We start from the raw sequence: 18,170 nt of genomic DNA, 5'->3' as shown, positions 1-18,170 counted from the left end.
TCATGTATAAAGTACTGTTAGTTGATGATGAACCGTATGCCATTGAAGGGTTACAGCTTCTGATCAATTGGGAAAAGCATGGTTTTGAAATCAGAGGTGTGTGCGCCAACGGTGAGGAAGCCATTCGGATGATGGAACAAGATCAGCCTGATCTCGTGGTGACAGACATTCGTATGCCTGTGATGAATGGGCTGGAACTTGTAGAAGAAGCACGACGATTGGAACATGAGTCTGTGCTGTTTGTCATCACGAGTGGATACAGTGACTTTAATTATGCCAGACAAGCTATTCGATTAGGTGTCTCCAACTATTTAACCAAACCGGTTGACAGTACAGAAGCAGAGGATATGTTGGTCCGTCTCCGTATGCAATTGCAGGAGCGTGAAAACCAGGAGCGTATAAGGGAACATGCAAACGAGCAAAGGATCAAAGCGTTTTTGTCTGCACTGATAAAGGATAAGCAAAATATATCGGAGGAGGAGATGTCAGATATCCTTCCTCGTTTAACCAAGTCACATTGGGCTTACCTGCGGATAGCCTTTCAGGGAGATATTCAGGAAGCCTGTTCAGTAGCCGAACAAACGGCTGAAGAAACAACCTGCTGTTATGTAATAGACAGAACAAGAGACTCGTTGGGACTTGTATGGGGGGAGGAAACGAATGATAGAAATGAGACATTTGAAGCAATTAAAGCTTTTACACAGCGTTTGATGAACAATATGCAACATAACGGCTGCGAAGAAATTCATATCGCGGTTGGATTAACGGTCAACAAATTGGAGCATTTATCTGAATCCTTCCGCTCCGCTCAGGAAGTTGGGCGTTATTTGTTTTTTAACCAAGAGCGTCTTTTGTTTGCCGAAGATATTCAGCTGGAGAATTGGCAGTTTGATCCGGAAACGCTGTCAGAGGTGGACCATATTTGCGATTTGCTTGAAAACGGTTCTGTGGAGGAACTCTCGTCTGCGATTTGGAGTGCTTTTGAACTGTTTGTACAGATGAAGGCTGCGCCAGAGATTGTACATATTTTCTCTACCCATATTATATTCCGCGGACTGTCCCTGTGTAGAGAATTAGGAGGAGAACCTAATGCTCTAATGAATGAATTTGCGAGCGGATTTCTGGAAAAGGGCCATCGAAATATAGAAGAGGTTGCTAACAATCTGGAACATTTCTGTTTGCAATGCAAGTCAGAACTGGCAATTTTCCGGGAGAGACAAATGGGTGGCATCCAGGCGACGGTTGCTGAATATGTGCAGATGCATTACAGAGAGACATTTACGATCCAGGAGCTCGCAGAACGATTCTACGTGAATCCTGTCCATTTAGGGCAATCCTTTTTGCGAAAGTATGGTAAGGGTGTAATCGAGGTAGTACATGATCTAAGAATGGAAGAAGCAAAGTGTCTGCTCAAGCAGACAAATCAAACATCAAGTGCGATTGCAGAGCAGGTAGGGTACCGCAGTTACCAGCATTTTCTCAGACACTTCGAAAAACGAACAGCCATGAAACCAGTAGAATACAGGCAAAAGTATACGAATTGATCCATGAAAAAGAAGAACCCCTCCTGATTAAGACCTACAATTACAGGGGGGTAGACCTTAAATGTATATATTTTGTAACCGCATACATTTCTTCATACTAAAAACAGTAAGACATACCACTTCCAAGGAGGGCAAGTACATGGGGGGACTTAAGAAAAAGAAGCTTTGGGGTTCCGTATCACTCGTTCTGGCTTTGAGTTTGGCACTGGCAGGATGCAGCGGTGACAATGAGAAAGCGACTACAAAGGATGGGAAAGAGGTACTGAACATCACGGCCTTTATCGGAACGCCAAATCAGGCGCCAGCTAAAGATAACCGAATCTACAAGAAGATCCAGGATGAACTCGGCGTTAATCTTGAGATGGAGTTTCTAGTAGGTGATCTTCAACAGAAGTTGGGCGTTATGATTGCCGGGGGCGATTTCCCGGATCTGATCACAGCAGACACCAAGTTGGTCTCAGCGGGTGCGGTTATTCCGCTCGAAGATCTCATTGAAGAGCATGCACCTAATCTGAAGAAACATTTCGGTAAAGACTGGAACCGGATGAAAGATTCCAGTGACGGACATATTTACTGGTTGCCTAACTATGGAGTGTATACAGGGGAGTTCATTAGTAACTATTATTCTGGTCCTGCATTCTGGATCCAAAAGTCCATACTGAAGGATGCCGGGTACCCGACTCCTAAAACGTTGGATGATTTCACAAAGTTGATCCGTGATTATGCAGCCAAGAATCCAACTATTGATGGTCAACCGACGATTGGTTTCACTACATTGGCTTCAGACTGGCGGACGTTCCCTTTGCTTAACCCACCTGAACATCTCACGGGTCATCCCAATGACGGGGGCGTAGTTGTAGATGACGGTGGAGTCGCAACCGTGTTTGCCGACAAAGATATTTCCAAACGGTATTATAAAGAACTAAACAATCTGTATAACGAGGGATTGCTGGATAAAGAAGCCTTTGTTCAGAACTATGATCAATATCTGGCCAAAATTTCTTCGGGACGTGTGCTTAGTATGTTCGACCAGCACTGGAATTTCCAAGCTGGCGAAGACCCACTCGTAGCACAAGGGAAAATTGGCCAGACATACGTAGGCTTCCCGCTTGTTTATGATACAAGTATCACAGATCATTATCTGGATCGTCCGGTCATTAACTTGAACAATGGTTTTGGTATCAGTAAAGATGCCGAAGACCCTGTCGCACTCATCAAATTCCTCGATAAGCTTATGGACGAGAAGTACCAGAAGCTCTTGTCATGGGGTGAAGAGGGTGTAGACTATCAAGTGAATGAAGAGGGAAGATTCTATCGTACACCAGAGCAACGGACAGAGCAGGATGATCCAGCATGGAGATTGGTTAACAAAGCTGAAGGTTTCTACGCTGCTGCACCGAAGCTCGAAGGAACATTTGAAGATGGTAATGCAATTGGAGCGATCAACCAACCTGAGGAATTCTATGACAACCTCAAACCGGAAGATAAAGAACTTCTGGATGCATACGGCTTCAAAACGTGGAGTGACTTCTTCTCTCCTGCACCAGAAAATCCAGTGTACTATCCAGCATGGCAGGTCGATCTGAAAGAAGGCTCTGATGCTGCGGTAGCGAACAAACAAATGACAGACACTTCATTGAAATTCTTGCCTAAAGCAATCATGTCAAAACCGAATGAGTTCGATAACATTTGGACTGAATATGTAGACGCTTACAAGAAGATCGATGTTAAATCCTATGAAGATCGAATTAATGACCAACTGAAATGGAGAATCGAGAACTGGTCTGTTAAATAAAAAAATGCGGCAATGATTCTCTCGGAAGGTATCAACCAAAGGATTACTCAGGCGAGTGCCTTCCGGGGACATCATGCTTAAAGTCGCTGCAAGCCAATAGGAGGAGTGAAAGATGGCGAACACGCCTGGAGCCATACCAGAGCAAACTACCCGTACAGTCGTACCCAAAGCACCACTGTTAAAACGATTGCGCGGACAAAGACAACTCATGTTCATGTCATTGCCCATCGTTGCGTACATTCTCGTATTCTCGTATTATCCCATTTGGGGCTGGGTTATGGCCTTTCAGAATTACAGTCCTGCGAAGAGTTTCACCCAGCAGGAATGGGTCGGGCTCAAACACTTTAAGTTTTTGTTAACAGACGATGCATTTCTTAACGTGCTTCGTAATACCATTGCGATGAGTGTCATCAATATGGTGCTCGGATTTGCGACAGCAATTATATTTGCCATTTTACTTAATGAGATCAAACATAAGTTATATAAACGAACTATTCAAACAATATCGTATTTACCTCACTTTCTCTCATGGATTATTGTGACAGGTATCGTAGCAAGTTCACTATCTGTAGATGGTGGGATTGTAAATGTGGTACTCATGAAGCTGCATATCATTCAAGAACCTATCATGTGGCTTAGCGTTCCAGAATACTTCTGGGGCATTGTAGGCGCATCCCATGTATGGAAAGAAGTTGGATGGAATGCCATTATTTATTTGGCGGCCATCACGTCTATCGATCCTTCCCTCTATGAAGCGGCAGAGATTGATGGTGCGAACCGATATAAGAAAATGCTGTATGTGACCTTACCCGGAATCAAATCCATTGTTATCATTTTGCTGATCATGAATATGGGCTGGATTTTGGAAGCTGGATTCGAGGTTCAGTATCTGTTAGGTAATGGTGTGGTTGTCGACTGGTCACAGACGATAGATATATTTGTCCTGAAATACGGACTACAGATCGGGAATTATTCTTTGGCTACTGCGGCAGGTATCTTCAAAACAGTAGTTAGTATCACGCTGATCTTTGCGGCGAATTCAATTTCCAAACGGCTCGGGGAAGACCGATTAATATAAGGGGGACTAGAGATGGGAATCAATAAATCTCGGCTTGAACCGATTGTCTTCCATACGTTAAATGGTATACTGATGATCGCAATCGCGATTGTTACCCTGTATCCGTTTGTGAATACACTCGCCGTATCATTCAATGCCGGTAATGACACCATCCGGGGTGGGATTTATCTGTGGCCTCGGGTATGGACAGATCAAAACTACAGAGCAGTATTTGCAGGAGGGACCATCTTCAGCGCCTTTGGTATATCTGTGGCGAGAACGGTTTTGGGGACAGTTTTAAGTCTATTCTCAACCTCCATGCTGGCTTACACACTAAGCCGAAAAGATTATATATTACGAAAGCCTATTACCATTACAGTTGTTCTTACGATGTATTTTAGTGCAGGTCTTATTCCAACTTACTTCCTAATGAAAGATTTGCATTTGTTAAACAACTTCCTGGTGTACATTATTCCTGGGCTGATCAGTGCCTTTAATATGATTGTTATTCGAACTTATATCCAGACACTACCCGAGGGATTGATCGAATCAGCCAAAATTGATGGTGCTGGAGATTTCAGAACATTCATTTCCATTATTCTACCGCTGTGCCAACCGGTTCTCGCTACTGTTGCACTGTTCATTGCAGTCGGTCAATGGAATTCTTGGTTTGATACGTTTCTGTATGCATCTTCCAAACAAAACCTGAGCACGCTGCAATATGAGTTGATGAAACTATTATCATCTTCTATGAATTCCAACAGCAGTGCAGCCGTTGCCAATGGTGCAGATCTTGGCGCTGCGCGTAACATGGTCACACCTGTATCTATTCGGGCAGCGATTACGATTGTTGCCGCATTACCCATCTTGGTTGTATATCCATTTTTGCAGAAGTATTTCGTTCATGGCTTGCAGCTTGGAGGGGTAAAAGAGTAAACTTAATGCAGTTCCAGATAACCGATCAAAAACGGTCACTAGGTGACCGTTTTTTTATGTTTTTTAAACGGCGGGCGGTAGTAAGTCAATTGCACACGAATCTACCTTATTCAATAATGTTGTTGACAATTAAATTAAAGTTACTATAATTTATATTTACTTGATTCACCAGTCAGTCTCTTTTCAGGGTGCCACTGCGCGCGAAAGCCCTATATCAAGAACTGTCCACAGCGCCTGACCATCCCGAGCTCTTACCATTTTATCAAGGAGACTGAAGAGAAAATGAAAGTATTAATCGTAGAAGACTCCATTTTCGTACAGAAATTGCTTACAAAGCTGATTGTTGATCATATTCCAGCATGCGAGATTCAGATTGCTAACAATGGAGAGCAAGGATACAACCTATTTAAGGAATTTCAACCTGATTTTATAACCACCGACCTGCTGATGCCTGGTTTGAACGGACAAGAAATGCTTCGAATGATTCGAGAAACGGATAGCAATGTCAAAATTATTATCTTATCTGCAGATATTCAGAAGACAACTAGGGATGAAGTTGAAATGTTAGGCATTTCTGGTTTTTTGAATAAACCGTTAACCGCAGAGAAGGCAACGACCATGATTCAACTGATTCAGGCGGCCTATCATGCTGAATGATTTACAGAAGGATTTACTTACTGAACTAGTAAACGTTTACGTGGGACAAGCGGCTAACATGTTGTCGGAGATTGTGGACAAGCGCATCGTTTTGAATATTCCGGAAGTGGAACTAATCTCCATATCCGATGTTGATCCTGGAGATCGAAGATACAACATTTTCTTTAGTGAAGGTCACCTGTTTAGGTCATCTTTACAGTTTGGCTACGAATTTCAGGGGAAAGCATTTCTGATGTTTCCTGTTGAGCAGGCTAAAGTATTGGCAAACATCTGTCTTGGAGAACTGGGTGAGAGCGTTATACCGAACGATCCGAACCTGATGGACACGGATTTGGACGTTTTGAAGGAAGTTAGCAATGTCCTGCTTAACGCCATTATTGGAGAATTTGGTAATTTCCTGGAGATCAAACTGGAATACGTCCTGCCTGATATTGAACTGATCTATGTCACCAATTCCGATCAACAAATATTGCTTCAGAATGAAGTCTATGTCCTGGTTTTACATACCTCGTTTTTACTTGCCGATACGGATGTGACAGGTATCATTGTCATAGCATTAAGTATGAACTCCATATCGAGCCTGCTGGCCAAAATGGACGCTTTGTTGGAGGCGGACAATGGATAATCTTATTTCACAAGCTTTGAACAAAGCCCATATGGGAATAATGATCGTGGACAGACAATTGAAAGTTGTTGTGTGGAATGGCTGGTTGGAACGCCTTACAGGCAAAAATAAAGAAGAAGTAGTTGGCTTGAATCTGCTTGAAGTATGCCCAAGGTTTAAGTCGAATGTGTATTTGAATATTTTGCAAAATGCGCTGTATCATGGACAAAGCAGATTTTGCTCAAGTGCTCTACATAAGGCTTTTATTCTTCCGAAGGAAGGCGAAGATGAGCATTTATTAAGACAAAACATGAATGTGGACCCGCTCTATTTGGAAGATCGCAGTTATGCCCTCATTCAAATCAGTGATATGACAAACGTGAATACAAGGGTCTATAAACTTAAAAATCTGATCAAAGAGCTGGAGACGGAGTACGCCAAAATCAAAATCTCCGAGAAAATCAGCAAGCATTTGTCTTTGCATGATCCACTTACAGGTCTGCCTAATCGTCTTGCTTATAATGACCGTCTTGCCTGGGCCATCAGTAATGCCCAAAGAAACCATAGCAAACTAGCCGTCATGTTTGTGGATGCTGATGGGTTTAAACAAGTTAATGATACATATGGACACCATGTTGGCGATCAAGTGTTGCTGGAAATGGCAAAGCGATTAAGCGAAACAATTCCAAGTGCGGACACTGTAGCTCGGCTTGGCGGGGACGAATTCATCATTTTAAGCCATCTGAAAGATGATCATGATGCTGAAATTATCGCCAAAAGATTGGAAGCTGCATTCAGTACCCATTTCAAAATTGCCGGAAACTATATCAACCTTTCGATGAGTATTGGTATCAGCCTATTTCCCAAGCATGGACAGGAGCCTTCCGAACTTCTGAGACATGCGGATGGAGCCATGTACAAGATTAAAAAGAATGGCAAGAATGGTTATGGATTTTATGAGCCTGAAGATGCTTAAGAAATCTAAAATGTCTTTTAATAAAGTTGCTATAATAGCAACTTTATTTGTCTATACAATTAACATAAGAAAAAATACGTTTTTTCTATGAATAATATTTTTTTACATATGAAGATGAGAGAGTAGTTATTGAGTAATGAAGTAATCATTCAGCCAGTAATACTTATAAAGGAGTGTACATATTTAAAGGGTACAAGAAGCGCAGAGGTGTGAAGACGAAAGATAAGTCGGTGGCTCCTGATGGTCAGCAAGCTAATATTAAACCATAGGATTAATGTTGCTACCACAATATTGAGAGGGACCAAAGTATGGCCCCATTGAGAGCCGCCGACGAGCGGCTTTTTTGGATTTTAAATAAGGAGAAGTCTGAAAGAGGCGATAGTCAGAACAGTACCAAAAGCAAGGAGAAAAACACCTCTAAACTTGATACCCATCATATCGTATTCATGAAGTTCATCCTTCGTACGATTAAAAGGCCATGAATTAGGTCGTCTCAGTGCTCTAACCCCAAAGAATAAACCAAGCATTCCAAGCAACAGAAAGAAAAAGAAGAAAAACATATCATCCCCCCTTTAACAAAGGTAAGTAATATGGAAGCCTATTGATCATATTGATTTGCCTATGCTGGCTGAGAATACATACTTTATGAAGGGTTACGTGGTTTGAACATTTTGTAGAAGATCAAACTGTATACATACGCCATCACCATATGGATTAAAATACGAAGCGTAAGACCAGATGGTTCCATCCATTAAAATGCCTGTTAATAAAGTATATCATAAGACATCCAGTCATAAGGAAGAGACTCACATCGAATGGCAGAGCTGAAAAGGAGCGATTCGTGAATTCCGGAGCAAGGTGTCAAAAGGTTAAGATTAGCGAATCTATTTCAAAAAAATTGGAACAATGTTATGATATAAAAGGGAAATAAATCTAATTATTACAATAAATTTAATATATTTACAGAGAGGGATTAAAGATTGAAACTATAATCCAAATATTTTTTATTATGAGGAGGATAAACTATGAATAAGAGAAAAACGAAGAAAGTTAGTACGGTAATGATTTGTATTCTATCGTTATTTTTGGCATCTTCAACAGTCCTGGCTAATACTGCATCTTCACCGTATAGTACACCCAAAATTAAGGGACACACGTACACTTTCACATCTGAAGTATGGACTCGAAATTTCACTACAGGTACGACTGCTGAAGCCGTTGCATCAGTGAAGGCTTCAGCAAGTGTTCCAAATGGATATATGGGAACTATGGCTAGATTGTACACATCTGGCGGAAGCTTAACAGCTTCAAGTTCCATGACATATAATACGTCGAAAACCTCTAGTTTTTTTGTCTACTCTCCAAGAATAACGACTAAAACGACGTATTATGCTCAGAACGTAGGTGAATTCTATAATGGGAATGGATACACTCGTTATACTGGATACAAATCGCCAAACTTAAAGTTATCGAACGTAAATTCATCAAATGCTTTATTTGAAAACAACACTGAAACATCGGAAACGATTCACGAATTATTGCTTCAAACTAAATATGATGTCAATTCACAGGGCGATACCTATGGCTCAGCATTATCTGAACCAATCATTGGGGTTGAACCCGATTTGATTGCTGCAATTGGCACCAATGGAATCGAGGGTTATCTAAAAGCTGAAGATCTTACACCTAAAATCACTACCATCGAAGAAGCCTTAGCACAAACACAAGTGAATGGTACTGTTCGAACGATTCATTTGTATGATGTAGAAGGAGACAATATCATTGGAGAATTTGATGTAGTTACTGATTATAAAGCAGAATAGAAATTTTTCAGAGTAAAAGAGCCGCTAAATTTGCGGCTTTTTTGGGTTAAGCTATCCATTTCAATTAAGTTGTTTAGCCGTATTCTTTGCCAAAGTCCTCCATCTTTTCAAGAATTGGTAGTAACTTCATTCCCTTGTCTGTTAACGAATACTCAACTCGCGGAGGAACTTCCGGATATACATCGCGTTGAATAACACCATCATTCTCCAACTCTTTAAGCTGCTTTGTAAGGGAGCCTTGAGACAGATCTCCAAGGAATTTTTTGATATCCGTATATCGCCGTGTTTCGTCTTTTAGGTACCATAAGATAAAATATTTCCAACGCCCAGAAAGGACATTCTGAGTAAAAGCTATGGCGTACATGTCACTTTTTCCATCTATAAACTCTTGTTCAAATCCTTCATTGCAAACTCTCATTCATATCACTCCTGATCCAAAGGTACAAAAAGATGTACTATGTTCATTTAAATTGCCCTCTTTGCTAACAAAACAAATACATCTATGATGGTGTCAACACCAAAACAATTTTAGTTTACTAATATGTGAAAGAATAATTAGTCTTATCTCGATTGAATAGTTAGCAAGCTAAATAAATATATCATAGAAATGAGTGACTGATAAGGGCTGGAGACAAACCGATATTCGATCATACTGTAAATTTTAACAAGGGAGATGTTTAACAATGAGTAAAAAAATTCGTACAGGTATCATAGGGGCATCCATTAATAACGGGTGGGCGAGTGGAACACATATTCCAGCTATTCAGCATTTGGATGAGTTCGAGCTTACAGCGGTTGGGACAAGTAATATGGTGAGTGCAAAGAAAAGCGCAGAAGCTTTCTATGCAGATCACGGCTTTGATAATATGAAGGAGTTGGCTCAGCATCCTGATGTGGATATGGTCGTTGTCAGTATTAATGTCAAGGAACATTATAACGCCGTGAAAGCCGTCGTGCCTGCTGGCAAACCAATCTATTGTGAATGGCCACTGGGGTCGAATACAGAGGAAGCGCTTGAAATACAGGAATGGGTAGCATCCGCACAACTGCCAAATGCGATTGGATTACAGGCTAGACAAGCCCCGGCCGTTCAATATGTTAAAGATTTATTGGCAGAAGGTTATGTCGGTAAAGTGTTGTCTGCCATCCTGAAGATCTCTATAGATAGCATGGGTGGCGTTGGTGACAAGTCGACTGCGTACTTGTATGACCGGAAAGTTGGAGGGAACTTGCTGACCATTGTAGGGGGCCATAATCTGGATGCCTTCACTTACATGCTTGGGGACTTTACAGAATTGTCTGCCACCACAGCTCAACAGTTTTCAGAAGTTGAATTGGTAGATATTCAGAAAGTCATCAAGAAAACAACAGATGATCAGATCATGATTACAGGAAAATTGACTAATGGTGCAGCAGCCAGCGTTCATATTCAAGGAGGAGTCAAACATCAGACAGGACTCACACTTGAAATTTTCGGAGACAATGGCACGATTGTTCTGAGCGCTCCTGCATCCATTCAATTCGGATCACATCAATTACGCGGTGCAGGATCTACGGACAACGAGCTTCGTGAACTAACCATTCCCGATGCCTATTACTCGGCTCCACATTCTCTATATAACGACTCCGGATTTGTTCTGAACATGGCTCAGGCTTATCGTAAGTTTGCCAAGGATATTCAAGAAGGTACTACCTTAGCACCTACTTTCGCGGATGCGGTGAAACTTCATCAGTTACTGGATGCCGTCGAGAAATCAGCCCAGACCGGTGAACGTCAATATCTATAACCTCACTCAAGAGAACAAAAGCTGATCCATCCCTATATTTAGCATGCTAAATATATTCGCACGATAGAAAGGTTACACATATTTGTGCCTTTCCAGAACGAAGGAGAAAATCGTTATGAAAAAAAGAAGTGAAATGCAACTGGCTTTACAGATGGTTTCGGGTTATGGAGCCGAATTTAGCGCATGGAGAATGCCTGGCACGGATCCTGCAGCTTACACCAATATGGATAGTTATGTAGAACGGGCTAAATTAGCTGAACAAGGAAAATTTCAAATGATTTTCATCGCTGACACTCCAGGATTATCCAACAATTTAGGCCCACAGACGCCTATGTTCCCTATGGACCCCATGTTGGCACTGATGGCAGTAGCAAGAGAGACACAACACATCGGGCTTGTTGCTACCCTCTCTACAACATTTAATTATCCCTACAACATTGCACGTCAGTTCAAAGCACTGGATGTTATCAGTCATGGACGTGTGGGATGGAATGCGGTTACCACATCCGACCCCCTAGCGGGGGCTAATTTCGGTGCCAGGGTTGAAAATCGCCAAGAACGCTATGACAAGGCACATGAAAGCATACAAATTGTTCAGGCCTTGTGGGGGAGTTGGGAACCAGACGCTTGGACGTTAGATGTAGAAGGAGGGGAATTTGCGGATATGGACAAAATCCAGCCTATAAACCTTCAGGGTCAATATTACGCATCTCGTGGTCCTTTGCCCATTCCGCCCTCTGAGCAAGGCCAGCCAGTGATTTTCCAGGCAGGGGGAGGAGGTGAAGGAGTAGAATTAGCTGGGAAATATGCTTCGGGAGTGTACGCCAATCCTTATGATATTACGTCTGCCCGTGAACACAGACAAGCGATAAGGCAAAGTGCTGCCCGTTTCGGTCGAAACCCCGATGATATCAAAATGTTTGCAGGTTTTATGTTTTCTCTGGCTTCAACGGAGGAAGAAGCTCTGGATCGTCGGAAACAGCTTATGAGCTTTAATCCTCAGGAAATTCCCAGCAGGGTAAGTTACCTCGGATCCATGGTTGGTTTACCCTTATCGGTAAACTCAGTAGATATAGATCAACCTTTAGCGGCAGGCTTGTTGAAAAATGCATATGCCAACCCCATGGACCCACGTTCTCCAAGAGCCTTAAAGTTATTAAAAGAAGGACTCTCTGTAAGGGATGTTCTCGCTCACGGGGTCATCAACTATCATCCGGTCGTTGCAGGCACTCCGACACAGGTTGCTGACTTCTTGGAAGAATGGTTTCTGGCTGAAGCATGTGACGGATTCTCAGTCGTGCCCGATGTATCTTTTGATGGCGTTGCAGATTTTGTGAATCAGGTAGTTCCTATCTTGCAGGAGCGCGGTTTGTTCCATAAGGAATATGAAGGAAAAACACTACGCGAGAATATGGGCGTTCCTTACGAATACGGATTGCAGGAACATGGAATCAACGAATAAAGGAGAGTTTTTTAATGAATAACACACTCGAATTGCTTCATAACCATACATCGTTTCGTTCTTACACATCTCAACCCCTAACTGAGGAACAAATAGATGCAATATTTCAGGCAGCGAATCAAACTTCATCGTTCAGTCTTCTTCAGGCGGTATCCATTATTCGCATCACAGATCCAGTACTTCGAAAAAAACTCAGACATCTCTGTGTCGATTAACCCTATATTGAAGAAGCGGCAGAATTCTGGGTCTTCTGTGCTGATTTCAACCGAAATCATGAAATCGCTCCGGATGTGGATATTGAATATATTGAATTTCTGTTGATTGGTTCATTCGATGCCGGCCTGATGGCACAAAATGCGTTAACCGCGGCTGAATCGATGGGACTTGGCGGAGTGTTCATTGGTGCGGTCAGAGCCAATATTAGCGAACTATCTGACGTATTGAATTTACCTAAATATGTTATCCCTCTGGTGGGATTATGTATCGGTAATCCAGCTGGAGATAAGCCGGAACTGAAACCTCGCCTCCCTCAATCCATGGTATTGCTTGATAATCAATACCAACCGATGGATCAAGAGAAATTGGCAATCTATGATGAGACCATGCTGAAGTATTATGAAAATCGTCCGACGAGAGCTCCTTTCACCGTAAAAAAAGTAAAAGGATGGAGTGACCATATCCAGGATCACCTCGAGAGAAGTATTAATCCGCAAATGATGGCCTACTTGAACAAGCAAGGTTTTGCCAAAAAATAAGCTTTACGATAAATCCAATCTTCCTGAACTTTAGAGTTGTCCATAATAGGTAAACTGACGACTGTAACTTATTAAGTATGATAAATCACTCTGATGAAGAAGGCATCATTCGCACAATATGCTCTGCTATACTTCGTTCTGTTAGTTTAGTTTGTTCAGCAGTATGCAGAGTAACTGCTTCATTAATCATGTTAGCATAGATTTGTGCGTACAAAGTACGTTCATCAGAGTTTATGTCCTGCATACAAAGATCCAAATAATGCTTAAGTGCAATGACTAATTTTGAAGAGAGAAGAGGAATAATTTTATTATAGTTCCGTCGACATTTCTTTTTGACTTGTTGATGATACTCAAATGCTGCGAATACCAAGTGCATCATATTGTCTTTGGTAAATGCACACACACCATTAGTATGTTGTTGAATAAGTTCTTCTGCTGATTTTTTTATAATCTCATCCAATAATTCATATTTATCTTGGAAATGAGCATAGAATGTTGCCCTATTGATTTGGGCTCGCTCCGTTAAATTTTGTATTGTTATTTTATCAAAATCTTTTTCTTCCATTAGTTCAAAAAGTGACTCGAAAATGGATTCTCTTGTTCGAGTTGTACGAATATTTCTTACTTTAAGTCCCATGAATCTATCTCCCTTTTTTAAACCAACAAAAGGCTCGCATTGTTGGTTGTTCATCAATGATGTTCCGGATACAATTGAACTACTAAAGCAACTATTGTTGTATTAGTATAAAACTAAGAAGGTGGTTAGTCTATTAGAACTTTAAAGTGCAAGCTCTATAGTAAGTAACTAAAACAGTAATAAATTTTCGAATTAAATACAAATATTGGGGGATTTTAGATGAAACTCACAGGAAACACGATTTTCATTACAGGTGGCGGTTCAGGAATTGGACGTGCATTGGCAGAAGCTTTACACAACCTTGGAAACAAAGTAATCATCTCGGGTAGACGAAAAGAGCGTCTGGAGGAAGTACTTAGTGCTAATCCTGGAATGTCTGCAGTTGAACTGGACATACAGGATCTTTCCAGTATTGAGGTAACCGCTGAGCAACTTATTAAGGACTTCCCTGATTTGAATGTGTTAGTTAATAACGCCGGCATCATGCTTTTCGATGAGGCTGCGGGTGTGATTAACGAAGAGGTTCTGGTTTCAACGGTCTCAACAAACTTGCTTGGACCAATTCGGATGACGTCTTCATTAATCGAACATCTGAAGTCTAAAGAAGAAGCTGTGATCATTAATACGACTTCTTCAATCGGGTTTATTCCGTACGCAGCGACTGCAGTGTATTCCGCTACCAAAGCAGCGCTCCATTCTTATACCTTATCACAACGTTATTTGCTTAAAAATACAACAGTAAAAGTATTAGAAATTATACCACCTGGGGTTCAAACAGAACTCATGGCAGATCTTAGTGACGATCCACATGCGATGCCACTTGAAGCATTCATTAAAGAAACAATAAGATTACTCGGTACGGATGCTGAAGAAGTTCTCGTGGAACAAGCTAAAATGATTCGTGATAACCAAGGCCCGAATGAAGGAGCTTTTGTAACCCAACTTAACGATATGGCGAGCCAAGCTGCAAAAGGCCATTAATTTCATTTTTCCAAGACTTTGGTTTCATTGTTACCAAAGGTGAATTGACACCTATATATCCCCATGATACATTTAGTCTGCTAAATATAATTCGAATGTTAGGGAGGGACCGTTCATGACGACAGATGCAGTAGATTGTGATATTCGACAGTCTTTAGATCGAATTTCCTCCCAAATGCGTCGAAACTATAGTGAATCTCTTCGGGAACTTAATCTCTATGTAGGACAAGATAATCTGTTGTATCGGCTGTGGTTGGGTGATGGGGTAACACAGATGCAACTAAGTGAACATATGAAATGCGAACCACCAACCGTTACGAACATGGTCAAATCACTGGAACAGAACGGATTTATATATCGCAAACGTGATGTACAGGATGCAAGGATCATGCGTATCTTTCTAACCGATAAGGGCAAAGAATTAGAAAAACCGGTTGAGTATAAATGGAGAGAGCAGCAAGAGAAACTACTTCAATCCATTTCTTCGGAAGATCGGCTGATATTGAGGCAATTCATGCAACAAATGGAGCGAAATATCTTATAACTTATGCCAAGCTTTACGTAAGCTAAATGAAATGAACGAAACAGAGCCGCTATTATAGCGGCTTTTTTTATTTCCAATAGTTATACTTCCTTGCCCAGAACAAGAATTTGTACTTTCAGTTTCGGAATTTACGATTACAACTCTAATGTGGGATAAGATTGTGATAATTCAAGTTAATTTTGTTCATTTAGATGCTTAAGAGATTACAGTACACTGGAAGAACATACAAATGGAACACACTAAACATAAAAAATGTGAGGAATTATAATTCGTTGGAGGTTTTAACGTGAAGACCAAAAATATCTGGTTTAATCAACCTGCTGAAAGATGGGAAGAGGCATTACCTATCGGAAATGGAACTCTTGGAGGCATGATATTTGGGAAAACACAGATCGAAAGAATTCAGCTTAATGAAGATAGTCTGTGGTATGGTGGTCCGATGCAGCGGAATAATCCTCAAGCACTTGAATCTTTATCTCAGATCAGAAGCCTGATTTTTGACGGTAAGATTAGGGAAGCAGAAGAACTCGCGGCAGATACTCTGGTAGGTGTTCCTGACGGTCAAAGACATTATGAGCCATTAGGGGACTTCTATATCGCTTATGATCACAGTGAACATGAACCAAATGGATATCAAAGACATCTCGATCTGGAACAAGGCAAGGTAAACGTGAATTATGCCGCAGATCAGTCAATTTACAGCCGAGAATATTTTGCTAGCTACCCGGATCAAGTGCTCGTTGTTCATCTCAAATCTAGCTTGCCTGGAAAGTTATCTTTCTCCACTGTTTTTGGCAGGGGAACCGTTCTGGAATCAACATCCTATTCAGATATTCTTAAGCATCCTGTTGGCTTCCAATCCTATCTGGACCGGATCGAGAAGCGTGGAACGAATAACTTGATCATCCGGGGAAGAAGTGGGGGAGAAGAAGGAATCCGATTTTGTTGTGCGATTCGCCTTATATCTGAAGGAGGGCAGGTTCATTATTCAAGCGGCCAGCTTTCTCTGAAGGATGGTAATTCAGCGACTATTCTAATCACGGCTTGCACGGATTTTCGAGTACCCAAGGCACAACTCGAAGTGGAGTGCCTCCGCAGAATTGATGCTGCTTCCGCAAAACCATATAGCGAACTGCTCGCCGATCATGTATCGGACTATCAAACCTTATTTGAAAAGATGGATATACATCTCGAAGATGAAAATAAAGATGTTGGTTATTCCGAACTTCCAATCGATCAGCGCCTTGAGCGGCTTAGAGCTGGTAAGCATGATCCGGAACTCATGAGTCTATACTTTCAATTTGGTCGTTATCTGCTTATCTCAAGCAGTCGTCCAGGTTCTTTACCTGCAAACCTTCAAGGGATATGGAATAAAGACATGCTTCCTGTATGGGATAGCAAATATACGATTAATATTAATACACAGATGAACTACTGGCCTGCAGAAAGCTGCAATCTGTCTGAATGTCACATTCCATTGTTTGATTTTATAGATCGACTGCAAGTCCGGGGAAAGGAAACCGCTAGAACCATGTACGGATGCAAGGGATTCGTTGCTCATCACAATTCGGATATCTGGGCAGACGCTGCACCGCAGGATGTATGCATGACATCGACGTTTTGGACCATGGGAGGAGCATGGCTTTCATTACATCTATGGGACCACTACGAATACAATAAGGATGTTCAATTTCTCAAAAAGGTTTACTCCACGATGAAAGATGCGGCTATGTTTATTCTGGATTATCTAATAGAGGATCCTTCCGGTAATTGGGTGATATGTCCTTCGTCCTCACCGGAAAATCGCTATATATTAGATAATGGAGAGTCGGGGGCTTTATGTTTTGGTGCTTCAATGGACAATCAGATTATTAGAGAACTCTTTACGCGTTGCATTGAAAGTACCCAGATATTGCAAGAAGATCAGGAATTCGGAGAAGAACTCCGTAGTGCTTTAACCAAAATACCGGAGACCTCCATTGGCAAACATGGCCAGATCCAAGAGTGGAGTAAGGACTATGATGAATTGGAACCTGGCCACAGACATATTTCCCATTTATTCGCTTTGCATCCCGGAACGCAAATTACGGTGCAATCCACACCTGATCTGGCTAAGGCAGCGCGCGTAACACTCGATCGAAGATTGGAACACGGTGGTGGACACACAGGATGGAGCAGGGCGTGGATTCTCAATATGTGGGCACGATTAGAGGAGTCGGAACTTGCACACGATAACATCGTGGAACTTTTACGTTCCTCCACGTTACCCAATCTGTTTTGTGACCATCCTCCATTTCAAATTGATGGGAACTTTGGAGGTACTGCAGGGATAGCAGAGATGCTTCTCCAGAGCCATAACGAAGTAATCAGATTGTTACCTGCTTTGCCAGCAGCTTGGCCAAAAGGATATATTCGTGGTATTCGGGCTCGTGGCGGATTTGAATTAGATCTGGAATGGGAAAATGGTCGTCTGTTAAATACCAGAATTCGCTCTATTGCAAAATCAAGAGTTACCTTATCCTATCTGGACCAAAAGATAGAATTAACCTTTCCTGGCCCCAATGCTATAATTGAATTAAAAGGGAATAAATGGAATAATAAATAAGAAATTA

Annotated in this window: 15 protein-coding genes and 1 pseudogene; 14 read left to right on the top strand and 2 right to left on the bottom strand. The window is 41.6% G+C overall.

Annotated features, from left to right (window positions below):
* Nucleotides 1–2 precede the first annotated feature (2 nt).
* The 8 genes from IFU39_RS05605 (at nt 3) to IFU39_RS05570 (ending at nt 9,392) form a co-directional block, all read left to right on the top strand.
* Nucleotides 3–1,544, top strand: a complete 1,542-nt coding sequence (locus IFU39_RS05605) for a response regulator (RefSeq protein WP_105598727.1) — start codon at nt 3–5, stop codon at nt 1,542–1,544.
* Nucleotides 1,545–1,683: 139 nt separating this feature from the next.
* The gene (locus IFU39_RS05600; protein ID WP_091016262.1) at nt 1,684–3,339 is read left to right on the top strand and encodes an extracellular solute-binding protein; all 1,656 of its coding nucleotides are present in this window, start codon (nt 1,684–1,686) and stop codon (nt 3,337–3,339) included.
* Nucleotides 3,340–3,451: 112 nt separating this feature from the next.
* Nucleotides 3,452–4,417 (top strand): ABC transporter permease, encoded by a 966-nt coding sequence (locus tag IFU39_RS05595; RefSeq protein WP_017688458.1) that lies wholly within the window; start codon nt 3,452–3,454, stop codon nt 4,415–4,417.
* A 12-nt stretch (nt 4,418–4,429) separates the two neighbouring features.
* Entirely contained in the window at nt 4,430–5,332 is a 903-nt protein-coding gene (locus IFU39_RS05590) for a carbohydrate ABC transporter permease (protein WP_192131613.1), read from the top strand.
* 282 nt (nt 5,333–5,614) lie between these two features.
* Nucleotides 5,615–5,989, top strand: coding sequence for a response regulator transcription factor (locus IFU39_RS05585; protein WP_091016260.1), 375 nt, complete (start codon nt 5,615–5,617; stop codon nt 5,987–5,989).
* Nucleotides 5,979–6,614: a hypothetical protein gene (locus IFU39_RS05580; RefSeq protein WP_017688455.1), complete on the top strand. Its 636-nt coding sequence runs from the start codon at nt 5,979–5,981 to the stop codon at nt 6,612–6,614. Before IFU39_RS05585 ends, IFU39_RS05580 begins: the two co-directional genes overlap by 11 nt.
* Nucleotides 6,607–7,569 (top strand): sensor domain-containing diguanylate cyclase, encoded by a 963-nt coding sequence (locus tag IFU39_RS05575; RefSeq protein ID WP_105598728.1) that lies wholly within the window; start codon nt 6,607–6,609, stop codon nt 7,567–7,569. The genes IFU39_RS05580 and IFU39_RS05575 overlap by 8 nt, the downstream gene beginning before the upstream one ends.
* 1,025 nt (nt 7,570–8,594) lie before the next feature.
* The gene (locus tag IFU39_RS05570) at nt 8,595–9,392 is read left to right on the top strand and encodes a peptidase (protein WP_105598730.1); all 798 of its coding nucleotides are present in this window, start codon (nt 8,595–8,597) and stop codon (nt 9,390–9,392) included.
* A gap of 73 nt (nt 9,393–9,465) precedes the next feature.
* Here IFU39_RS05570 and IFU39_RS05565 read toward each other — a convergent pair whose 3' ends face one another.
* Nucleotides 9,466–9,810, bottom strand: coding sequence for a winged helix-turn-helix transcriptional regulator (locus IFU39_RS05565; protein WP_074095086.1), 345 nt, complete (start codon nt 9,808–9,810; stop codon nt 9,466–9,468).
* Nucleotides 9,811–10,075: 265 nt separating this feature from the next.
* Between IFU39_RS05565 and IFU39_RS05560 the strand changes: the two genes are divergently transcribed.
* From IFU39_RS05560 to nfsA, 3 genes and pseudogenes are all read left to right on the top strand, one after another.
* Nucleotides 10,076–11,179 carry a Gfo/Idh/MocA family protein gene (locus IFU39_RS05560; RefSeq protein WP_105598731.1) on the top strand — a complete coding sequence of 368 codons (1,104 nt, stop codon included), beginning with the start codon at nt 10,076–10,078 and terminating at the stop codon, nt 11,177–11,179.
* 115 nt (nt 11,180–11,294) lie between these two features.
* Nucleotides 11,295–12,641, top strand: a complete 1,347-nt coding sequence (locus IFU39_RS05555; protein ID WP_105598732.1) for an NtaA/DmoA family FMN-dependent monooxygenase — start codon at nt 11,295–11,297, stop codon at nt 12,639–12,641.
* Nucleotides 12,642–12,655: 14 nt separating this feature from the next.
* Nucleotides 12,656–13,396, top strand: a pseudogene (gene nfsA / locus IFU39_RS32800) (oxygen-insensitive NADPH nitroreductase).
* 85 nt (nt 13,397–13,481) lie between these two features.
* Here nfsA and IFU39_RS05545 read toward each other — a convergent pair.
* Nucleotides 13,482–14,033: a TetR/AcrR family transcriptional regulator gene (locus IFU39_RS05545; RefSeq protein ID WP_181155414.1), complete on the bottom strand. Its 552-nt coding sequence runs from the start codon at nt 14,031–14,033 to the stop codon at nt 13,482–13,484.
* Between the two features lie 219 nt (nt 14,034–14,252).
* On the opposite strand from IFU39_RS05545, the gene IFU39_RS05540 reads away from it, so the two are divergent.
* The 3 genes from IFU39_RS05540 (at nt 14,253) to IFU39_RS05530 (ending at nt 18,163) form a co-directional block, all read left to right on the top strand.
* Complete coding sequence (locus IFU39_RS05540; protein WP_091019089.1) at nt 14,253–15,014, top strand: SDR family oxidoreductase; 762 nt, start codon at nt 14,253–14,255, stop codon at nt 15,012–15,014.
* 115 nt (nt 15,015–15,129) lie between these two features.
* Nucleotides 15,130–15,558: a MarR family winged helix-turn-helix transcriptional regulator gene (locus tag IFU39_RS05535; protein ID WP_091019087.1), complete on the top strand. Its 429-nt coding sequence runs from the start codon at nt 15,130–15,132 to the stop codon at nt 15,556–15,558.
* Nucleotides 15,559–15,844: 286 nt separating this feature from the next.
* Nucleotides 15,845–18,163, top strand: coding sequence for a glycoside hydrolase family 95 protein (locus IFU39_RS05530; protein ID WP_105598734.1), 2,319 nt, complete (start codon nt 15,845–15,847; stop codon nt 18,161–18,163).
* The last annotated feature ends 7 nt before the right edge of the window (nt 18,164–18,170 follow it).

Origin of the sequence: Paenibacillus sp. CFBP 13594, from assembly GCF_014842675.1 — a bacterium.
Lineage (GTDB): Bacteria > Bacillota > Bacilli > Paenibacillales > Paenibacillaceae > Paenibacillus > Paenibacillus amylolyticus_B.
Note: the sequence above shows the minus strand (reverse complement) of the source record. Positions and strands in the feature narration are given on the sequence as shown.